Genomic DNA, 18,614 nt, shown 5'->3' with positions numbered 1-18,614 from the left:
TTATTTTCATTTTAACGTAAAATCATCATTTGTTAATCTAAATGATCCTTTCAAACCGTCAGATATATAGACATTTTTGTCTTTCGTTACAAATATTGCATCAACATCTTCTAATGTATTAACGTATTCCAGTCCTTCTTCTAATCCTTTAGAAAACAATGAGGTTGATAATCCATCACCATCAATAGATTTTTTAGTGATCACACTCACTCCTGCCAATTCATTATCAAAGGGATATCCTGTCTCAGGGTTCATCAAGTGATGGTAGTTTGTCCCATCCACTTCAAGAAAACGCTCGTAGATTCCAGATGTTACGATTGACCGACTACTTAAAGCTAGAGAACCTAAGATTGTTCCACGAGTTTCGAATGGATCTTGAATGCCCACATTCCAGCCTACACCTTCGCCTCTAGTACTGTCGCCTAATACATAGATATTCCCGCCTAAATCAACAATAGCCGTATCCACTTCATGTTCTTTCAGCACTTCTACTACTTCATCCGTAATAAATCCTTTAGCAATAGCTCCTAGATCTAATCGCATCTTCTCTTTTGGAAGGTAGACGGTTTGAGCATCATCATCGAACTGCACTTTTGAGTAATCAACCAATGCCAATGTTTCATCAATTTCAGATTGCTCTGGCTTTCTAGCATCATCAAAACCAATATGCCACAATTCAGTAATCGGCCCAATCGTCATATCAAAACTGCCTACCGTACTTTCGCTATAATCAAAAGCCGCCTGCAACAAATAATATAAATCATCAGATACTTGGACAGGTTTTGTACCAGCTTGTTCATTAATTTTTTCGACTTCTGAATTCTCTTCTTCTTCATCAACAGTAATCAAGCCCGCCAGCTCCTCAAGTCGATTAAAAGCCGCGTCTAAAGCTGCTTGTTGGTCTTGATTATAAATCGTAACTTTTACCACCGTTCCCATTAAAAACTCAGTTCTTTCAAAAGGTTCTTCAGCTAACATCCGCTCCTTCACGCTAGTTGTTTCCCTACAACCAACAAGTAAGAACACTATAGCCAGTAAAGAAAGTATCACTTTTATCAGCCTATGTTTTTCCATTAAAAAAACTCCTTATAATCCAACTATTTGTATATCTTTTCACTAATTTTATTTAAAAATAAATGAGCCCTAGAAATTTATCTAAGACCCTCTATATTATGTCATTTTATATTGACCTTTACAATCTTTATCAAGGTTATCTTCCCTCAGTTAAATAACTCTTTAAAAGGGTTTAGTTATCAATTTCAATTTTTTCTGTATTGCCTTCCGCTGCTGCATCTACCAATTGTTGAGCATATTCAACAAATAAATCGTATGAATGAGTTGCTCCAGAAATAACTTCTACTGACGAAGGATCTTGCGCATCAACTAAAGCTTGGTTATACGCTGGAATGTAATCTGCAGGACCAGTTCCTACTTTTTCTTCCATCGCTTTTTGATATTCTGCATCTTCTGTTTTCAATGCTCCAGCATCATTTACATAATCATAGCTAGATTCAGTAATCTTATTGTCCTCTACTGTCATACCAAAAACAACGCTCCAACCGTTATCATCAAGATTTTTTTCTTCTAACATATAGCTACCATCTTGCAATTTTTCTGATTCAACAACTGCTGAACTTCCTGCATTAGCCGCATCATCAGAACCGCATGCTGCTAAAACTAATGTTGATGCAAAAACGACTGATACCAACTTCAACCCTTTTTTAAATTCCATAACATAATCCCCCATACTCTTCTTATAGTCTGCCCTACTTAATGAAAATAAACGAGCTACTTCATCCAGCCGACTACCTACCATAAGTATAGCTGTTTTCTTTTTTATTGTCTATAACTTCACATGGATTGCTTTTTTTTAAACATTTTTTTCAAATAGCTTGATAAAAAAATGCATAGTCCTTATTTATCAGTATTTAAACTTCCATTAAATAGCTAACTTAAGATAATAGTTAGCTCAATTAAATGTTTCATAAATCACAAATCGTTAGTTTTTTTAAAATTTTTTAGTTGTTTCTTGCCAAATAGTGAGTTTGTCTATAATGTGACAAGCCTTTGTGGTCGTTTACTTTATTTTTTCTTTGGTTTAACACCGTTTTCAAGAAAAGTTTGATAATTATTTCATAAAAAAAAGATTTTTAATTAGAAATTTGAATTAAAAGATTCTTTTTTAAAGAGAATGTTCTTTTAAACCTAGACATATCTACTTATTTTTTGTATAATATGATTATCATATAGTTGTGAAACATTTAACTAACTTGATTATTTTTAGTAATCTATTTTATTTTTTCAATTTATTCCTCTTTATATTATATATTTTATAAAAAAAATGGTAAAAAAGGAGCTAGAAAAATGACTCAAACAAATGTAGTTGTTGTTGGTGCTGGATTTGCAGGTGTTGCTGCTACTAAACAATTGGCTAAAAAACTGAAGAAAAACAAAGACGTAACGATTACTTTAATCGATCGCCACTCTTACCTTACTTATATGACAGAATTACATGAAGTAGCTGGAGGACGGGTTGAACCTGAAGCCATTCAATACGATTTACAACGGTTATTTGCCCGTAAACAAAATGTTAACTTAGTAACGGATAATGTTACCGCTGTTGATCACGATAAAAAAATTGTAACGACTGAAAATGGCTCTTATACGTATGATTATTTAATTCTAGGTATGGGTGGAGAACCAAATGATTTTGGTACGCCGGGTGTTAAAGAACATGGTTTCACCCTTTGGTCAATGGAAGACGCTGTTCGTCTACGCCATCACATTGAAACAACTGTTGCAGCTGCAGCCATTGAACATGACTCAGCAAAACGTGCAGCAATGATGCGTTTTGTTATTTGTGGTTCTGGATTCACGGGTATCGAAATGGTTGGGGAATTACTAGATTGGAAAGATGTACTAGCTAAAGAATACAAATTTGATGCTTCGGAAATTGAGCTAATCGTTGTAGAAGCTGCTCCAACGATCTTAAATGCACTTCCTCGTCAAGATGCTGATAAAGCAGAAAAATTCATGACGAAAAAAGGCATCAAAATTATGAAAGATGCTGCTATTATAAGCGTTGGTGCAGATTCAATTATATTGAAATCCGGCGAAGAAATCCCAACAAATACTTTAGTCTGGACTGCTGGTGTTAAGGCAAATACAGATACAGCAGAATTTGGAATGGAACAAGCTCGTGCTGGTCGTTTAGTTGCGAATGAATTTATGGAAGCTAAAAATTTAGAAGATGTGTATGTGATTGGCGACCTTGTGTATTATGAAGAAGAAGAAGGAAAACCTACTCCTCAAATCGTACAAGCTGCTGAACAAACCGGACATACTGCAGCTATTAATGTTATTGCAGCAATTGAAGGTAATGAAAAACATAAACTTGAATCAAACTATCAAGGAACAATGGTTTCTATTGGTTCAAAATACGGTGTTGCTTATTTAATGGATAAATTCCATCTTAGTGGATTCTTAGCTATGTTAATGAAACATATTGTTAATTTAAAATACTTTTTCGATATTCGTTCTGGTTACTATATGGTACAGTATATATTCCATGAATTTTTCCATATCAAAAATCAACGAAATATTTTCCGTGGTCATCTTTCTCGTTACGGCAATGTTTTATGGAGTGTTCCACTTAGAGTCTTCTATGGTAGCATGTGGCTTATTGAAGGGTTGAAAAAGGCCTTTGGTTTATTCGATTCTCAAAGTTGGTTTGGAGATACCGTCGCTTTACCGTTCGCTTGGTTACAAGAAGCTACTTCCGGAGCATCCGAAGCAGTGGAAGAAGCTAGCGAAGCAGTTCAACCTATTTTTGGATTGAATTATGTTTATGGTGAAGAACCCATGATGATTCTTTCAAAAGCTCCTGAATGGTTTAATAGCATTATGGAATTTATGATTCCAACTCCTGAAGTAGCTTTAATTTTCCAAAAGTTCATGACAGTTGTCGAGCTTGCAATTGGTTTAGCATTGATTGCAGGATTGTTCACTTGGTTAGCTAGTGCGGCTACTGTGGCTTTAGTTGTCAGCTTTGCTCTATCTGGCATGTTCTACTGGGTCAATCTTTGGTTCGTATTTGTTGCTATTGCATTGATGAACGGTTCTGGTCGTGCTGTTGGTTTAGACTATTATGTCATTCCATGGATCCAAAAAATAGCAGGCAAATGGTGGTATGGCACACCAAGATCTTTATATAAATAAAAAGTCGAGCTTACCATATTATGTATATTTTTTGAGTGAAGGTAGGTTTCTCTACCTCCACTCATTTTATTATAAAGCTATTGTAGCGAAACTCCATGTACGAAATAGAAAAAAATGGTAAGATAGAAAGAAGAATATACGAGTTATTCTTCTTTCTATCTTATTATTTTTGACGGATTCCTAAAATGAAAAATCATTTAATCAACTAATCTCACCTAAATAAGGACTGGTGTTTATGACTCGAAATCAAAAACTTGTATATATTGCATTGCTAGCAGCTCAAGCTGTTATTTTAAGCTTAGTTGAAAGAAGTATTCCTTTTCCTTTTGCCTTTGCTCCAGGTGCAAAAATCGGGATTGCTAACCTCATTACTATTGTTGCTATTTTTACTTTACCCCTAAAAGATAGTTTTACAGTTGTGTGGATGAGACTTATTATGGCCACTCTTCTCGGTGGGACATTGTCTACATTTATGTACAGTTGTGCTGGAGCTTTGCTAAGTTATATAGGCATGTTGACAGTGAAGCAGCTTGGTCCAAAACGGGTCAGTATTATTGGAATCAGTGCTACAGGAGGCATATTACACAACGTTGGCCAATTAGCTGTTGCAAGTTGGATCTCTCAAACTTGGACCGTCATGCTTTACTTGCCTATTCTATCCTTTATGGGGATTTTATCTGGTATTGCTATTGGTATTGCCGCTAATTATTTGATGACTCACGTGCGAACACTAAAAAATTTCCAAAATCATGCTCACCAGATTAATGAAAAAAATGACGCAACAACACTTATGTAAATTCTTAAAAAGTCACAGCCTATTGTGCTTAACTTTATAAAACGAAAGGGGAATACACATGCAGATCCATCCTATGTGGGAAGCCTACCCTGAATTACAATCTGAATTGATCCAAACCATTGAATTAATGGATTCAAAAATTCGTCTTCGCAATAAACCAATTGAACATGCTTTAATTGACATGATGCATACTGGTGGAAAACTCGTTCGCCCAGCTTACACTTTGCTTTTTTCAACTTTCGGAGAAGATCATGACCCTAGTCGAGCACGCGCTTTTGCGGCTGCTATCGAAGTATTGCATATGGCTACTTTAATTCATGATGACATCATCGACGATTCGCCTAAACGACGTGGTCAAAATACAATACAATCAAAATACGGTAAAGATGTAGCTGTATATGCTGGTGATTACCTGTTTACCATTTCATTTAAGCTACTAACAGATTATTCTAACTCTATGAAGCAAATGCAGATTAACACTAGCGGGATGGAACGAATCTTAATGGGCGAAATTGATCAAATGAATTTAAGGTATCACCAAAAAATAACTATTCGAAATTATTTGACTCAAATATCTGGCAAAACAGCTCAATTATTTGCCCTTGCTTGTTATTCCGGAGCATTAGAAGGTGGCCAAACTGAAAAATTCGCTAGACATTGTTATTATATTGGAAGCCATATTGGAATGGCCTTTCAAATTATGGATGATGTTCTAGATTATTCGCAGACAGCGGAATCTTTTGGAAAACCTGTTTTAGAAGATATGCGACAGGGCATCTATTCTGCTCCTCTTATTTACGCTATTCGAAAAAATCCTTCTATCTTTAAAGAATTACTTAAAAAAAGAGAGCAGATAACTAACGAGGATACACACAAGGTCCAGAAATTAGTGATTGACTTAGGTGGCTTAGATGAAGCTCAACGTTTAGCCCGTAAATATACTTTTAAAGCCTTGAAACGCATCGACCAATTACCAGATACTGCAGAAAAAGAGATTATTCGTAAAGTAACTACGTCATTGTTGCAACGAATAATCTAATATTTCAGACTGTAGGAACAAAAAAACAAGACTTAGGCTTACGACCCTAATCTTGTTTTTTTGTTTTGAAACCTTACGAGAATGGTAGAGCTTTTGTTCAAAAAATCAAAACCTATCAAGAAAGCGTTGTCATTTCAATTAATAGAAAGTTTTTCTATAGCTAGTCATCTAATATCTGTTTCATTTTGCGCTTGCACCGATCTAATGCATTTTTTATTTGTAGACTATCACAATTCAATTGTTCAGCAATCTCATCTATTTCTTTATTTTTTAAGTAGAGCGAAAACACTTGCTGTTCTAACTTTGACAACGTATAGTGGTAACCTGCTAATTTTTCTTTGACTTGTAAAATATCTAACGCAGATAATCCCTCTTTTCCATTCATTATGTATTGAGGACTCATTCCTTTTTCTAACATACCATCTAATGACTCAGCAATTTTTTCAATGCGCCTTTTCTTAGCCATATCTTTTCGAATCAAACTAAAAATATGATGCTTAAAATTCAATTTATAGAAATTTCCAAATGTATGTCCTTTATCTTTGTCGTAAGTCTGGATTGTTTTGTGAAAGACCATTCGTGCTTCTTGCCATAAATCTTCTTTCTCATAACTTTTAAGGTAATACTCTTTCGTTAAATTGGTCACAAGGGGATGATACCGGCTAAATAAAAACTGGAACGGATACCCGTCTCCATCTTTAATCATACGAATCAATGTTTCATCGCTCATAAGTGAGAATGTCTCTTCTTCATCTGCCAATCCTGCTACCTCCTTTAATGGCTAAATTGCTAAGCTCAAATTAATAACGTTAGTTATTTAGATTGTCTACCATTCTCGAAAACTCTCAAAACAGTACTAACTCTAGTTAACGCTTAGTTAAATCATCTCTCAATTTTTCTAAGTTGTTCAATTGATCGTGCGACCAAGGTGAATTTCTGCGATAACTTTGTAAGCGATACTCTTGAGTATCTGCTTCAATCGCTTTTTTAATACGTTTAACATCATTAAAAAGTTCGTTAGCTGATTTTCGCAAAGCCCCTTTTTGAAAAACGACCCATTGTTCTGCAAGGTCACTTGTTGCGACGGTTACTTGTGTAACTATCGTATTTTCAATTCCAACAATGCGTTCTATATAACTATCCGCAGTTTCTCCTTCTTTCGTGAAAATAACCGATAATTGATATTTTTGATAAGACTGTTGGAGTCCAGGAACAAATTGGGCATCAAATACCACCCGAATTTTTATGCCTGTATATTTTTGGTAATTGGATAATTCATGCAATAATGAGTCTCGAGCGTCTTCCATCTTATCTTGATTCTTTAATTTCACTAAATGCGGCCACGCTCCAATAATATTATATCCATCAACAATCAGCAACTCTTTTCTCATGCTATTTGACCCCCTCTCCGTCTAACTATTTTTAGTTAAATTTTATTTCTACCACGATATACTTCATACATCAATAAGCTGGCTGCCACACTAGCATTCAAACTTTGAACGTGTCCGGTCATTGGTATAGTGACCATGCCGTCCATCTGTTCTTTTACTAAACGAGAAATCCCTTTGCCTTCATTGCCCATCACTAAACCAATAGGTAAAGTCGTTTCCCACTGACGGTAGTCTTGACCTTCCATATCGGTTCCATATAACCATAATCCGCGTTCTTTTAGTTCTTTGATTGCTTGAACTAAGTTCGTTACTCGCGCAACTGCTACATGCTCTATCGCTCCTGTTGATGCTTTAGCAACTGTAGCTGTTAAACCTACAGCTCGTCTTTTGGGAATAATGATTCCATGGGCGCCAATTGCATCCGCTGTTCTCATGATTGAACCTAAGTTATGAGGATCTTCAACTCCATCTAAAAGAATGAAAAATGGATCTTCATTTTTTTGCGCCGCTACTGCGAATAAATCATCAATTGTTGCATACTGAAAAGCAGAAGCTGCAACAACTACTCCTTGGTGATTCATACCATCGACTAATTGGTCCAATTTAGCTTTAGGTACCAGCGAGATTTGAATGCTGCGTTTTTTAGCTAAATTTTGAATGTCTTCCATTTTAGATCCGCTTAAACCTTCTTGCAAAAAGATTTTGTTGATGTCCCGTTCTGATTTTAATACTTCAATAGCTGGTATGCGCCCTGCTACTAAGTCATGATCTATTTCTTTTTCTTCCACTGAATCTTCAACTGGCTTACTAAATTTTCTATCTGGCTTTTTTGAAAAATTCCCTTTTTTTGGTTGGCTATTGCGTTTCCCGAAATTCTTATTATCTCTTGTCATCTTTTGTATCCTCCACTTTTTGTGTACACCAATGGATCAATTCTTCCATTCGTTCCGTTTTTTTGGCTAAATGTAAGTAGCCCATCAATGATTCAAATCCAGTAGCTACACGATAAGTTGTAACATCTGCATTTTTCGCTGATGTGTAGCTCTTCGAATTTCTCCCTCTTTTGTACATAACAAATTCTTCTTCTGTTAAAAATCCTTCTATTGCTATCATTTCATGCATCAAAAAGCTTTGCGCTTTAGCAGAAACAAAATGTGTAGCTGTTTTGTGTAGTTGACTTGGTTTTGTATAACCCAATCCTACTAAATAATCGCGAATATAAACTTCATATATAGCATCTCCGACATAAGCTAATGCTAACCCATTCAATAATGCCCAATTTTTCTCTGTCATGTAGTTATTGCCCTCTTCTCCATCTAGTTCCTTGTGGGGTATCATCTAAAATAATACCTTCTTCTTTTAACTGATCTCTAATTTCATCACTGCGTTGGAAATTCTTTGCCGCACGCACGGCATTTCTTTCTTCAATCAATTGCTCAATGGTTTCATCTAACAAGCCTGACCCTTCAAAAACAATGCCAAAAACTCGAATTAATTCTTGGAATTGATCCAACATTGCTTCAAGAACAATTTTAGAAACACTAGAACGTTCACTGTAAATATTCATGGCTTTTGCCATTTCATAAACGACTGTGATACCATTAGCAGAGTTAAAATCATCATCCATTTCTTTCATGAAGTTTTCTTTAAATACCTTGAACTGCTTGATTTGTTCTTGATCATTTTCCCCTACTGCTACTGCATCTTTTAACCGATAACTCACATTATCAAAAGCCATTTTTAATTTTGTTAAGTTAGCTCTAGCATCCTCAATAGTCGTTTCACTGTAACTGATTGGTCGGCGATATTGGGTTGTCGCCATAAAAAAGCGTAAAATTTGCGGGTCCACTTCTTTAATAATATCATGAACCAAAACAAAGTTCCCTAAAGATTTACTCATCTTTTCATTATCCATTGTGACAAAACCATTGTGCATCCAGTAGTGTGCAAAGGGATGACCCGTTTTTGCTTCACTTTGGGCAATTTCATTTTCATGATGTGGAAAGGTTAGATCTTGTCCCCCAGCATGAATATCGATCGTATCTCCTAAATATTTTGTCGCCATTACCGAACATTCAATATGCCAACCTGGACGTCCTGCTCCCCATGGAGATTCCCAATTGATTTCTTCAGCTTTAGCTGATTTCCATAAAGCAAAATCTAAAGGATCTTCTTTTTTATTATTTTCTTGAGCAGTCATTCGATTACTTGCTCCAACTTCCAATTCATCAATTGAGATGTCACTTAATTTACCATAATCCTTGAATTTTCTTGTCCGGTAATAGACATCGCCATCTGCTTCATAAGCATACTCTTTTTTTATCAATACTGCTATGAAATCAATGATTTCAGGTATATTTTCCATTACCCGTGGATGATGACTTGCTTCTTCTACTCCTAAAGCATGTGTATCCGCATGATAAGCTGCAATAAATTTATCCGCTACTTCTGGTGCAGTTAAATTCAACTCTTTTGCTGCACGAATAATTTTGTCATCTACATCTGTAAAATTCGAGACATAGGTTACATCGTATCCTCGGTACTCCAGATACCGTCTAACCGTATCAAAAGCTACTGTACTACGAGCGTTTCCAATGTGAATGTAGTTATAGACTGTAGGTCCACAAACATACATCTTGACCTTACCTTCTTCAATTGGAATAAAGGCTTCTTTTTTTCTAGTTAACGTATTATATATTTTCAACATAGCTACTCTCCTTTTCTATTTAAAGACAGATTTGGCGAGAAATTTTTCACCATTTTTTTTAACAACTTTAGCAGGAATCCCAACTGCTGTTGCATTAGACGGTATCGATTTTAAAACTACCGCAGATGCTCCTATTTTAGAATGATCCCCAATTGTTATAGGTCCAAGAACTTGTACATATGCAGATAGTAAAACATCGTTTCCAATTGTTGGGTGTCGTTTACCTTTATCTTTGCCTGTTCCGCCTAAAGTCACTCCCTGAAAGATAACAACATCATCTCCGACACTGGCTGTTTCACCAATCACAACTCCCATGCCATGATCGATAAAAAGTCTCCTGCCAATCGTTGCCCCAGGATGAATCTCAATTCCAGTTAAAAACCGAGAGATGTTAGCAATTATGCGGCTTATTAAAAATTGATTGCGCTGGTACAACATATGCGCTACTCGATGGAACATAATAGCATAATAGCCCGGATAAGTTAACAAAATTTCAAGTGTACTTTTAACAGAGGGATCGTGCTCTTTAATTGTCTGGATGTCCTCACTAAATCGACTCATAAATTATTATTCCACCTTATTAAATACTTTCTACTACATAATTTTTTTTACAAAAAAAGCAACGTCTCTTATATTATAAAAGACGCTGCAGCGTGGTTCCACTTTTCTTTATCGCCTATTTTATTGATTGGAATAGGTGACCTTTAACACAATAACGGGTGTTGACCGATAGGAGTCTACTTTTTTTTCAACTCCTTAACTCAGAGACGCACTTCTCCCAATCGCTATCATCTGCTTTCACCAATACAGACTCTCTTTAGATATTGAAGGGGATACTCTTTCTCTTCATCGTTTTTAGTTTTATTTAATTGCGTTTTCCATAGAATTTCTTTCAAATTCAATCGGTAGTTTTATAATTTTGCTAATGCTGCTTGTAAATGAGCTTGAGCTTTTTCACGGCCAAGCAATTCAATCGTTGGTCCGATTTCTGGTCCATGTGATTGTCCAGTCACAGCTACACGAATTGGCATAAATAGATTTTTCCCTTTAATACCTGTTTCTTTTTGAACCGTTTTAATAGCTTTTTTAATTTCAGCAGCATCAAAAGGTTCAATTACTTCTAATTGTTTAGAGAACGCCTTTAAAACTTCTGATACTGTTTCGCCTTCTAAAATTTCTTTTGCAATGCTATCCATTGCGGGTTCTTCACTAAAAAATAAACTAGATAATTCAACAATTTGTGCACCATAACTCATTTGTTCATGGTATAAGCTAACAACTTTTTGAACCCATTCTAATTTTTCTGAAGATGCGTCCTCTTCAACATAACCTGCTTTGATCAAATGTGGTAGTGCTAAAGCTGTTATCGTTTCTAAATCAGCTTGCTTCATGTATTGATTATTGATCCATTCCAATTTCTTAGCATCAAATGCAGCAGGCGATTTGCTTAAACGGTCTGCGTCAAACATTTCGATAAATGTATCATGGTCAAAAATCTCTTCTTCTCCAACTGGTGACCAGCCTAACAAAGAAATGAAGTTAAACATAGCTTCTGGTAAATAACCCAATTCACGGTATTGTTCGATGAACTGAAGAATATTGCCATCACGTTTGCTTAATTTCTTACCCGTTTCACTGTTGATGATTAACGTCATATGACCAAATTGAGGAGCTTTCCATTCAAATGCTTCATAAATCATTAATTGTTTGGGTGTATTCGCAATATGATCATCCCCGCGCAAAACATGTGTAATTTCCATAAAGTGGTCATCTATAACAACTGCAAAGTTGTATGTTGGCATGCCATTACGCTTAACAATGACAAAATCTCCGCCAACACTTTCTGCTTCAAATGAAATATGGCCTTTTACGAGATCTTCAAAAGTATACGTATTTTCTTTGATAACACGGTAACGAATAACGGGTACAATTCCTGTTGCTTCTTTTTCTTTTATTTCTTTAGCCGTTAAGTGAGAACATTTCCCACTGTAATGAGGCATTTCTCCTCTAGCTCTTTGTGCTTCGCGTTCTTCTTCTACCTCTTCTTCTGAACAGTAGCATTTGTAAGCACGGTTGCTTAATAATAATTGTTCTACTAATGGATCATAAATAGCTCTACGTTCAGATTGACGGTAAGGTCCAAATTCTCCTGGATTATCCGGACTTTCATCCCAATTCATACCTAGCCATTTTAAATTTTCTAATTGGCTTTCTTCTCCGCCTTCAATGCTTCGTTTTTGATCAGTATCTTCAATACGAATGATGAAATCTCCACCATTGTGTCGTGCATATAAATAATTAAACAACGCTGTACGCGCATTCCCAATATGTAAATATCCTGTTGGGCTTGGCGCATAACGCACACGAATTTTTTTTGTCATAATAATTTCCTCTTTTCTTTATATTTTTTTAAATCTGTTCAAATCTAAATTAATCAAATGGGTGAAGGGTTTCTTTCTATTTTTTCTAATAAACAAATAGCCATTGCTGCAATACCTTCTTTTCGTCCAATAAAGCCCATTGTTTCAGAGGTTGTTGCTTTTAAGTTAACACGTTGGATACTCGTTTGACAATCTCTAGCTATGTTCTCTTGCATCTTTTTTAAATAAGGGGCCATTTTCGGTTCCTCAACTACAATAGTAACATCGATATTGCCAATCGTAAAACCTTCTGTTCTTAGCATATCCCACACCTTGCGCAACAACTCTCTTGAATCGGCATTTTTAAATTGGTCATCTTTATCTGAAAAATGATGTCCTATATCACCTTTACCAGAGGCCCCTAAAAGAGCATCCATAATAGCGTGGAGCAACACATCTGCATCCGAATGACCCAATAGTCCATACTCAAAAGGTATTTCAACTCCACCAATAACCAAACGTCTCTCAGTAGCGAATTGATGGACATCATATCCTTGTCCTATCCGAAACATACTCTTTTGACCTCCTACTACTTTTTTTGCTGTTCTCTGTGGAGCAGAATGGCTTTTCCAGTTACCATATCTTCAGGAGTTGTGATTTTTATATTATCATAAGAACCTTCTACTACAAGTATTGGTTTGTCTATTCGTTCAACGAGTGAAGCATCATCGGTTCCTAAAAAGTGATCTTTTCTAGCTTTTTCATGCGCTTCAAGAACCACCGCGCTCCCAAAAGCTTGAGGAGTTTGGATTTGCCATAATTCACTTCTTGGTAATGTAATCTTAACAGTATGATCCGGATACACTGCTTTGATTGTATCTTTTGCTGGAACGCCTAAAATAGCTGCTCCATTTTTTTGAACTTCTTCAAATAATTGATGAATGTCAGTTTGTTCAATAAACGGCCTTGCACCATCATGAATCATAACAATACCTGAAGTTTTATTTTTTAATTTTTGTAGTCCTTTATAAACACTATACTGCCGTTCTGTTCCACCTATTGCAATAGTGATCGTCTTTTCGCTTGAAATCTGTTCTTGTTGCAACAACTCATTGATTAATTCAACTTCGTCTTCTTTTACAACCAAAATAATATGGCTGCAATACTCATCTTTTAAAAATACATCTAATGTATATTCAATCAAAGGCTTGTTTAGTAGTGGCAATAAAATTTTATTTCTAGAAGCTCTCATGCGTCTTCCATGACCTGCTGCTAATAATACCAGCTCATAGTTCTTGTTCATCGCATTCGCTCCTACTCTTTTTCTTTAATACCTTTTTGTGAGTGGACTGGTTTTGCAAAAATCATTCGTCCTGCAGCTGTTTGAAGTGCACTTGTTACCACAACTTCAATTGTTTTATTCATGAAGTACTGTCCTTCTTCAACGACGATCATTGTCCCATCATCTAGGTAAGCTACACCTTGGCTGCGCTCAGTTCCAGCTTTCACGATCATAACAGTCATATTTTCCCCAGGAATCACAACTGGTTTCACAGCATTAGCTAATTCGTTGATATTTAATACCGGTACATTTTGGAATTCGCTAACTTTATTTAAATTGTAATCATTTGTGACGACAACACCATCTAATAATTTGGCTAATTTAATTAATTTGCTATCGACTTCTGTAATGTCCTCAAAATCACCATCATACATTTCAACCTTCATATCATCTTCTTTTTGCAAAGCATTCAGTATATCTAACCCTCTACGACCACGAACACGTTTCAAACTATCAGAAGAATCAGCAATATACTGTAATTCTTGTAAAACAAAATTAGGAATCAAGATCGTTCCTTCAAGAAAACCTGTTTTAGCAATATCATAAATTCTTCCGTCAATAATGACGCTCGTATCTAGTATCTTATATTCGCGAAACGTATCATCTGCTCTACGCTCCAAAATTTTTCCATCTTCATCTTCAACGTTCTTTTTTACTTTTTGCTGGAACAACTTGCGCCATTCATCTCGTCGAGTCGTTCCAACCCGAAAGCCTAAGTACGCAAACCCAATAACAAGGATGAATGGTATCACATCACTAATAACTAGAATGTCCATACCCATCAATACAATGCTAATCAACCAAGCCAGAACTAATCCTATAATCGTTCCTAAACTTCCAAATAATAAATACGTTACACTTTGTTGGTTTAAAAAAGCTTCGATTTTTTTGAATATTTGTTCAATGTAAGTCACAGATAAAAAAGAAATAAATAAAAATATAATTGCACCAATAAGAATATTTGTGACCACATTATTAACATAAAGATTGTCGATTCCGGCCATATCCCAGGCAAACGGCATTACACTAGCTCCAATGCTTCCGCCGATAAGTATAAATATACCGGTTATGATTTTTTTAACCAAAAGTATTCCTCCTTTATAAATAGTATTCTTTTCTTATTAACGAAACAAGAATACCATTTTATTTTTTACTTGTACTTAAGAAAAAGCTTTCTTGATAGCTTCAGCTAATGTAACAACACTAATGATTTCTACATTTTTTGGGAATTCCCAGCCGCCAATATTATTTTTGGGGATCATGATTCGTTTAAAACCAAGTTTAGCTGCTTCATTTACCCGTTGGTCGATTCGGCTAACTCTCCTGATCTCTCCGGTCAATCCGATTTCACCAATAAAACAATCTGTCTCTTTTGTTTCTTTGTCTTGATAACTAGATGTAATACTAATTGCAATGGCTAAATCAATCGCTGGCTCATCTAATTTGACGCCGCCTGCTGATTTTAAATAGGCATCTTGGTTCTGCAACAATAACCCAGCTCTTTTTTCTAAAACGGCCATGATCAAAGCAACACGGTTATGATCTAAGCCGCTTGCTGTTCGTCTAGCATTCCCAAAAGCAGTTGGTGTGATCAAAGACTGGATCTCAGCTAAGATAGGACGAGAGCCTTCCATTGAAGCAACTACAGCAGAACCTGTTGCACCAGATAACCGTTCTTCTAGAAACATTTCAGAAGGATTCAGCACTTCTACTAATCCACCTTCGCGCATTTCAAAGATCCCAATTTCATTAGTTGAACCAAATCGGTTTTTAACGGCTCTTAAAATACGAAAAGTATGGTGTCTCTCTCCTTCAAAGTACAATACCGTATCAACCATATGCTCCAGCATCCTTGGACCAGCGATAGATCCCTCTTTCGTAACATGTCCTACAATAAAGATAGCAATATTATTGGTTTTAGCAATTTTCAATAAATCGGCAGTACTTTCTCTAACTTGCGAAACACTTCCTATTGCTCCGGCGATATCAGGTTGGTTCATGGTTTGAATCGAATCGATAATAACATAATCAGGATTTAAATCCTCAATAGTCTGTCTTATCGCGCCCATATCTGTTTCAGGATAAATATAAAAATCTGCACCTTTTACGCCTAAACGATTCGCGCGCATTTTAATTTGACTTGAACTTTCTTCACCACTTACATACAAGACTTTTCCGCCCGTTAAATTCAGTTGGGCTGAAACTTGTAACAAAAGAGTTGATTTTCCAATACCAGGATCTCCACCTATTAAGATAAGTGAACCCGGGACCACTCCACCGCCTAAAACACGGTTCAATTCTTTCAGCTCTGTCTGGACTCTAGGTACTTTTGATACGGTAATATCTTGAATAGCCTCAGCCTTAGCTGTTTTACCGGCCATACTCACACGACTTCTACGATCATTTTTATCCGCTACAATTTCTTCTTCCATTTGATTCCAACTGCTGCAATTTGGACAACGTCCCATCCATTTCGGTGATTCATAACCGCATGCTTGGCAGACAAATTTAACTGCTTTCTTTTTTGCCACCTATTCAGCCTCACCTTCTAAGTTTTTGCTACTAATTTAATCCATTTTACCATAAAAGCGATTAGAATAGGCCTTGAAACCATTAAAAGACAAGTTAATTCAAGCTTTTTTCAATAGAAATTCATATTCTTATTTTTTCAGAACCCAAATTATATATGGAAATAAAAAGCGAGTAATACTTATCTAGAAAGTTCATCTCCCAGAAGATCCAAAACCACCTGAACGGATTTTACCTGTTACTGTATCGGTATCTGCTTTCAAGAAAGGCATAAAGATACCTTGACCAATTCGATCCCCTTTTTTCACTACATGATCAGTTAAGCCATAATGAATAAATTGAAAGTAGATATGTCCTTCATTATTTTCGTTATTATAATAGTCTGCATCAATGATACCTACACCATTTGGCAAAATCAATTGATGTTTAATTGGATTACTTGAGCGATTTGCTAATTGCAAGTACTCTTCTTCGCCCATATAAGCTTTAACACCGGTTGGTACAAGTGTTGATTTTAAATACTTTTTATTTTCTTCTAAAAAAATCAAATCGGTTGCTTTCGGTTTCATTTCCCGGGTAATGTTATTAAGCAAGACTTTCCAAATAGATGGTACAATTATGTCTTCCGCTGCTTCAAAATCATAACCTGCTGCATGATTCGTTGCTCTTACTGGCAAATTTATACCTTTTGATTGATAAGTTGAAATCACTTCAAATCCACGTTTTTTTTCCATACTTTTTTAATCCTCATTTCATATCCTATTCATTAACTTTTCAAGTATAACAAAAATTCTACCAACTAGCGATTCACTAGAAAAATTTCTAATTTATTTCTGGTGTCTTTCCTTTAATGTGCAACTTGCACAACTATTTGTTACATGTTTTGTGCAGATTCCCCTTTTGAAAAAATAACGTTTACATTATGATTGATTTATACGAAACAGCACTACTAAAAGGAAGGGATAGTGAAAATAATGGTAGAGATTGCATTAAAAAACATTCAAAAAAAATATGAAAATAACGAAGCGTATTCTGTAACAAATTTTGATTTGAGCATAAAAGATCGAGAATTCATCGTGTTTGTTGGTCCTTCTGGATGCGGAAAATCAACTACATTGCGTATGGTTGCTGGACTTGAAGATATTACAGAAGGAGAATTATACATTGGAGATAAATTAGTCAACGATGTTGCTCCTAAAGATCGTGATATTGCCATGGTCTTCCAAAACTATGCCTTATACCCTCATATGACTGTATACGATAACATGGCTTTTGGCTTGAAGTTACGTAAATATAAAAAAGATGAAATTAAAAAACGTGTTGAAGAAGCTGCTGAGATTTTGGGTTTAACTGAGTTCCTGAAACGTAAACCAGCGGCATTATCTGGTGGTCAACGTCAGCGTGTTGCGTTAGGTCGTGCTATTGTTCGTGATGCTAAAGTATTCTTAATGGATGAGCCTTTATCAAACCTGGATGCTAAATTACGTGTAGCTATGCGGGCTGAGATTGCTAAATTACATCGCCGTTTGAAAACAACAACTATTTATGTGACCCATGACCAAACTGAAGCAATGACGATGGCAGATCGTATCGTTATTATGAAAGATGGCTTTATTCAACAAATTGGCACTCCAAAAGAAGTTTACAATACGCCTGTTAATGTCTTTGTTGCAGGCTTTATTGGATCTCCAGCAATGAATTTCTTCGATATTACTTTAACCGACAAAATCATCTCAAATGGTAAAGGATTATCTATTACGCTTGATGAAAAAAATGCAAAAGAACTTTCTGCTAAAGGATACAACGGAAAGAAACTTATTTTTGGCATTCGCCCTGAAGATATCCATAGTGAGCAAATCATTTTGGATGCTACTCCTAACAGCATTGTGCATGCTGAGGTAGTCGTCTCAGAATTGCTTGGAGCTGAGACTATGTTATATACAAAGGTAGATGGTACAGAATTTATTTCAAAAGTTGATGCAAGAGATTTCCATAGCCCAGGAGAATTTATTGATTTGTCTTTTAATTTAAATAAAGCTCATTTTTTTGATTTTGATACCCAAGAAGTGATCAATTAAGTTACACAAGTAGAAAGTACAGCCTAAAAGTTAGTTTTTATAACTTTTAGGCTGTACTTTTAATTTCGATTATATGACAAATAGTTTGGACATTTCAAAAAGAAGGTTCTTATGGAATAGACAAGTTTACTTTTAGAGAGCATAAGACCGTCTA

The 18,614-nt window shown here is 35.7% G+C and carries 18 protein-coding genes and 1 other annotated feature; of the genes, 4 read left to right on the top strand and 14 right to left on the bottom strand.

Annotated elements, in window-relative coordinates:
• Positions 1 to 6: 6 nt before the first annotated feature.
• Complete coding sequence (locus BP17_RS00145; protein ID WP_035050856.1) at positions 7 to 1,074, bottom strand: FAD:protein FMN transferase; 1,068 nt, start codon at positions 1,072 to 1,074, stop codon at positions 7 to 9.
• A gap of 172 nt (positions 1,075 to 1,246) precedes the next feature.
• Positions 1,247 to 1,732: an FMN-binding protein gene (locus BP17_RS00140; protein WP_035050854.1), complete on the bottom strand. Its 486-nt coding sequence runs from the start codon at positions 1,730 to 1,732 to the stop codon at positions 1,247 to 1,249.
• A 632-nt stretch (positions 1,733 to 2,364) separates the two neighbouring features.
• On the opposite strand from BP17_RS00140, the gene BP17_RS00135 reads away from it, so the two are divergent.
• The 3 genes from BP17_RS00135 (at position 2,365) to BP17_RS00125 (ending at position 6,053) form a co-directional block, all read left to right on the top strand.
• Positions 2,365 to 4,218 (top strand): FAD-dependent oxidoreductase, encoded by a 1,854-nt coding sequence (locus BP17_RS00135; RefSeq protein ID WP_035050853.1) that lies wholly within the window; start codon positions 2,365 to 2,367, stop codon positions 4,216 to 4,218.
• 235 nt (positions 4,219 to 4,453) lie between these two features.
• Complete coding sequence (locus BP17_RS00130) at positions 4,454 to 5,014, top strand: Gx transporter family protein (RefSeq protein WP_035050851.1); 561 nt, start codon at positions 4,454 to 4,456, stop codon at positions 5,012 to 5,014.
• Between the two features lie 58 nt (positions 5,015 to 5,072).
• Positions 5,073 to 6,053, top strand: coding sequence for a polyprenyl synthetase family protein (locus BP17_RS00125; RefSeq protein ID WP_035050850.1), 981 nt, complete (start codon positions 5,073 to 5,075; stop codon positions 6,051 to 6,053).
• 160 nt (positions 6,054 to 6,213) lie between these two features.
• Here the strand turns inward: BP17_RS00125 and BP17_RS00120 are convergent, their stop codons facing one another.
• The 12 genes from BP17_RS00120 to BP17_RS00065 form a co-directional block, all read right to left on the bottom strand.
• The gene (locus tag BP17_RS00120) at positions 6,214 to 6,813 is read right to left on the bottom strand and encodes a sigma-70 family RNA polymerase sigma factor (protein ID WP_051910386.1); all 600 of its coding nucleotides are present in this window, start codon (positions 6,811 to 6,813) and stop codon (positions 6,214 to 6,216) included.
• Positions 6,814 to 6,919: 106 nt separating this feature from the next.
• A complete protein-coding gene (locus BP17_RS00115; RefSeq protein ID WP_035050849.1) occupies positions 6,920 to 7,444 on the bottom strand; it encodes an NYN domain-containing protein in 525 nt (174 codons plus the stop codon).
• A gap of 35 nt (positions 7,445 to 7,479) precedes the next feature.
• The gene (rlmB, locus tag BP17_RS00110; RefSeq protein WP_156955980.1) at positions 7,480 to 8,337 is read right to left on the bottom strand and encodes a 23S rRNA (guanosine(2251)-2'-O)-methyltransferase RlmB; all 858 of its coding nucleotides are present in this window, start codon (positions 8,335 to 8,337) and stop codon (positions 7,480 to 7,482) included.
• Positions 8,324 to 8,737 (bottom strand): Mini-ribonuclease 3, encoded by a 414-nt coding sequence (locus BP17_RS00105; RefSeq protein WP_035050848.1) that lies wholly within the window; start codon positions 8,735 to 8,737, stop codon positions 8,324 to 8,326. The genes rlmB and BP17_RS00105 overlap by 14 nt, the downstream gene beginning before the upstream one ends.
• A 4-nt stretch (positions 8,738 to 8,741) precedes the next feature.
• Positions 8,742 to 10,151, bottom strand: coding sequence for a cysteine--tRNA ligase (gene cysS, locus BP17_RS00100; protein WP_035050846.1), 1,410 nt, complete (start codon positions 10,149 to 10,151; stop codon positions 8,742 to 8,744).
• A 15-nt stretch (positions 10,152 to 10,166) separates the two neighbouring features.
• Entirely contained in the window at positions 10,167 to 10,712 is a 546-nt protein-coding gene (epsC, locus tag BP17_RS00095) for a serine O-acetyltransferase EpsC (protein WP_035050845.1), read from the bottom strand.
• Between the two features lie 75 nt (positions 10,713 to 10,787).
• Positions 10,788 to 11,010: a binding site (T-box leader), on the bottom strand.
• A 52-nt stretch (positions 11,011 to 11,062) separates the two neighbouring features.
• Positions 11,063 to 12,532 carry a glutamate--tRNA ligase gene (gltX, locus tag BP17_RS00090; RefSeq protein WP_035050844.1) on the bottom strand — a complete coding sequence of 490 codons (1,470 nt, stop codon included), beginning with the start codon at positions 12,530 to 12,532 and terminating at the stop codon, positions 11,063 to 11,065.
• Positions 12,533 to 12,585: 53 nt separating this feature from the next.
• Positions 12,586 to 13,083, bottom strand: a complete 498-nt coding sequence (gene ispF, locus BP17_RS00085) for a 2-C-methyl-D-erythritol 2,4-cyclodiphosphate synthase (RefSeq protein ID WP_035050843.1) — start codon at positions 13,081 to 13,083, stop codon at positions 12,586 to 12,588.
• Between the two features lie 17 nt (positions 13,084 to 13,100).
• Entirely contained in the window at positions 13,101 to 13,814 is a 714-nt protein-coding gene (gene ispD / locus BP17_RS00080) for a 2-C-methyl-D-erythritol 4-phosphate cytidylyltransferase (protein ID WP_035050842.1), read from the bottom strand.
• Positions 13,815 to 13,825: 11 nt separating this feature from the next.
• Complete coding sequence (locus BP17_RS00075; RefSeq protein ID WP_035050841.1) at positions 13,826 to 14,938, bottom strand: PIN/TRAM domain-containing protein; 1,113 nt, start codon at positions 14,936 to 14,938, stop codon at positions 13,826 to 13,828.
• A 75-nt stretch (positions 14,939 to 15,013) separates the two neighbouring features.
• A complete protein-coding gene (gene radA / locus BP17_RS00070; protein ID WP_035050839.1) occupies positions 15,014 to 16,384 on the bottom strand; it encodes a DNA repair protein RadA in 1,371 nt (456 codons plus the stop codon).
• A 192-nt stretch (positions 16,385 to 16,576) separates the two neighbouring features.
• Positions 16,577 to 17,116 carry a dCTP deaminase/dUTPase family protein gene (locus BP17_RS00065; protein ID WP_035050838.1) on the bottom strand — a complete coding sequence of 180 codons (540 nt, stop codon included), beginning with the start codon at positions 17,114 to 17,116 and terminating at the stop codon, positions 16,577 to 16,579.
• A 240-nt stretch (positions 17,117 to 17,356) separates the two neighbouring features.
• Here BP17_RS00065 and BP17_RS00060 point away from each other — a divergent pair, with 240 nt between their 5' ends.
• Positions 17,357 to 18,460 carry an ABC transporter ATP-binding protein gene (locus BP17_RS00060; RefSeq protein WP_035050837.1) on the top strand — a complete coding sequence of 368 codons (1,104 nt, stop codon included), beginning with the start codon at positions 17,357 to 17,359 and terminating at the stop codon, positions 18,458 to 18,460.
• The last annotated feature ends 154 nt before the right edge of the window (positions 18,461 to 18,614 follow it).

It is taken from the genome of Carnobacterium pleistocenium FTR1, from assembly GCF_000744285.1.
GTDB classification, from domain to species: Bacteria; Bacillota; Bacilli; order Lactobacillales; family Carnobacteriaceae; genus Carnobacterium_B; species Carnobacterium_B pleistocenium.
Note: the sequence above shows the minus strand (reverse complement) of the source record. Positions and strands in the feature narration are given on the sequence as shown.

Coding starts and splice junctions, on each gene's coding strand:
- BP17_RS00145 (WP_035050856.1), bottom strand. CDS start 1,074: ATGGAAAAACATAGGCTGATAAAAGTGATACTTTCTTTACTGGCTATA.
- BP17_RS00140 (WP_035050854.1), bottom strand. CDS start 1,732: ATGGAATTTAAAAAAGGGTTGAAGTTGGTATCAGTCGTTTTTGCATCA.
- BP17_RS00135 (WP_035050853.1), top strand. CDS start 2,365: ATGACTCAAACAAATGTAGTTGTTGTTGGTGCTGGATTTGCAGGTGTT.
- BP17_RS00130 (WP_035050851.1), top strand. CDS start 4,454: ATGACTCGAAATCAAAAACTTGTATATATTGCATTGCTAGCAGCTCAA.
- BP17_RS00125 (WP_035050850.1), top strand. CDS start 5,073: ATGCAGATCCATCCTATGTGGGAAGCCTACCCTGAATTACAATCTGAA.
- BP17_RS00115 (WP_035050849.1), bottom strand. CDS start 7,444: ATGAGAAAAGAGTTGCTGATTGTTGATGGATATAATATTATTGGAGCG.
- rlmB (WP_156955980.1), bottom strand. CDS start 8,337: ATGACAAGAGATAATAAGAATTTCGGGAAACGCAATAGCCAACCAAAA.
- BP17_RS00105 (WP_035050848.1), bottom strand. CDS start 8,737: ATGACAGAGAAAAATTGGGCATTATTGAATGGGTTAGCATTAGCTTAT.
- cysS (WP_035050846.1), bottom strand. CDS start 10,151: ATGTTGAAAATATATAATACGTTAACTAGAAAAAAAGAAGCCTTTATT.
- epsC (WP_035050845.1), bottom strand. CDS start 10,712: ATGAGTCGATTTAGTGAGGACATCCAGACAATTAAAGAGCACGATCCC.
- gltX (WP_035050844.1), bottom strand. CDS start 12,532: ATGACAAAAAAAATTCGTGTGCGTTATGCGCCAAGCCCAACAGGATAT.
- ispF (WP_035050843.1), bottom strand. CDS start 13,083: ATGTTTCGGATAGGACAAGGATATGATGTCCATCAATTCGCTACTGAG.
- ispD (WP_035050842.1), bottom strand. CDS start 13,814: ATGAACAAGAACTATGAGCTGGTATTATTAGCAGCAGGTCATGGAAGA.
- BP17_RS00065 (WP_035050838.1), bottom strand. CDS start 17,116: ATGGAAAAAAAACGTGGATTTGAAGTGATTTCAACTTATCAATCAAAA.
- BP17_RS00060 (WP_035050837.1), top strand. CDS start 17,357: ATGGTAGAGATTGCATTAAAAAACATTCAAAAAAAATATGAAAATAAC.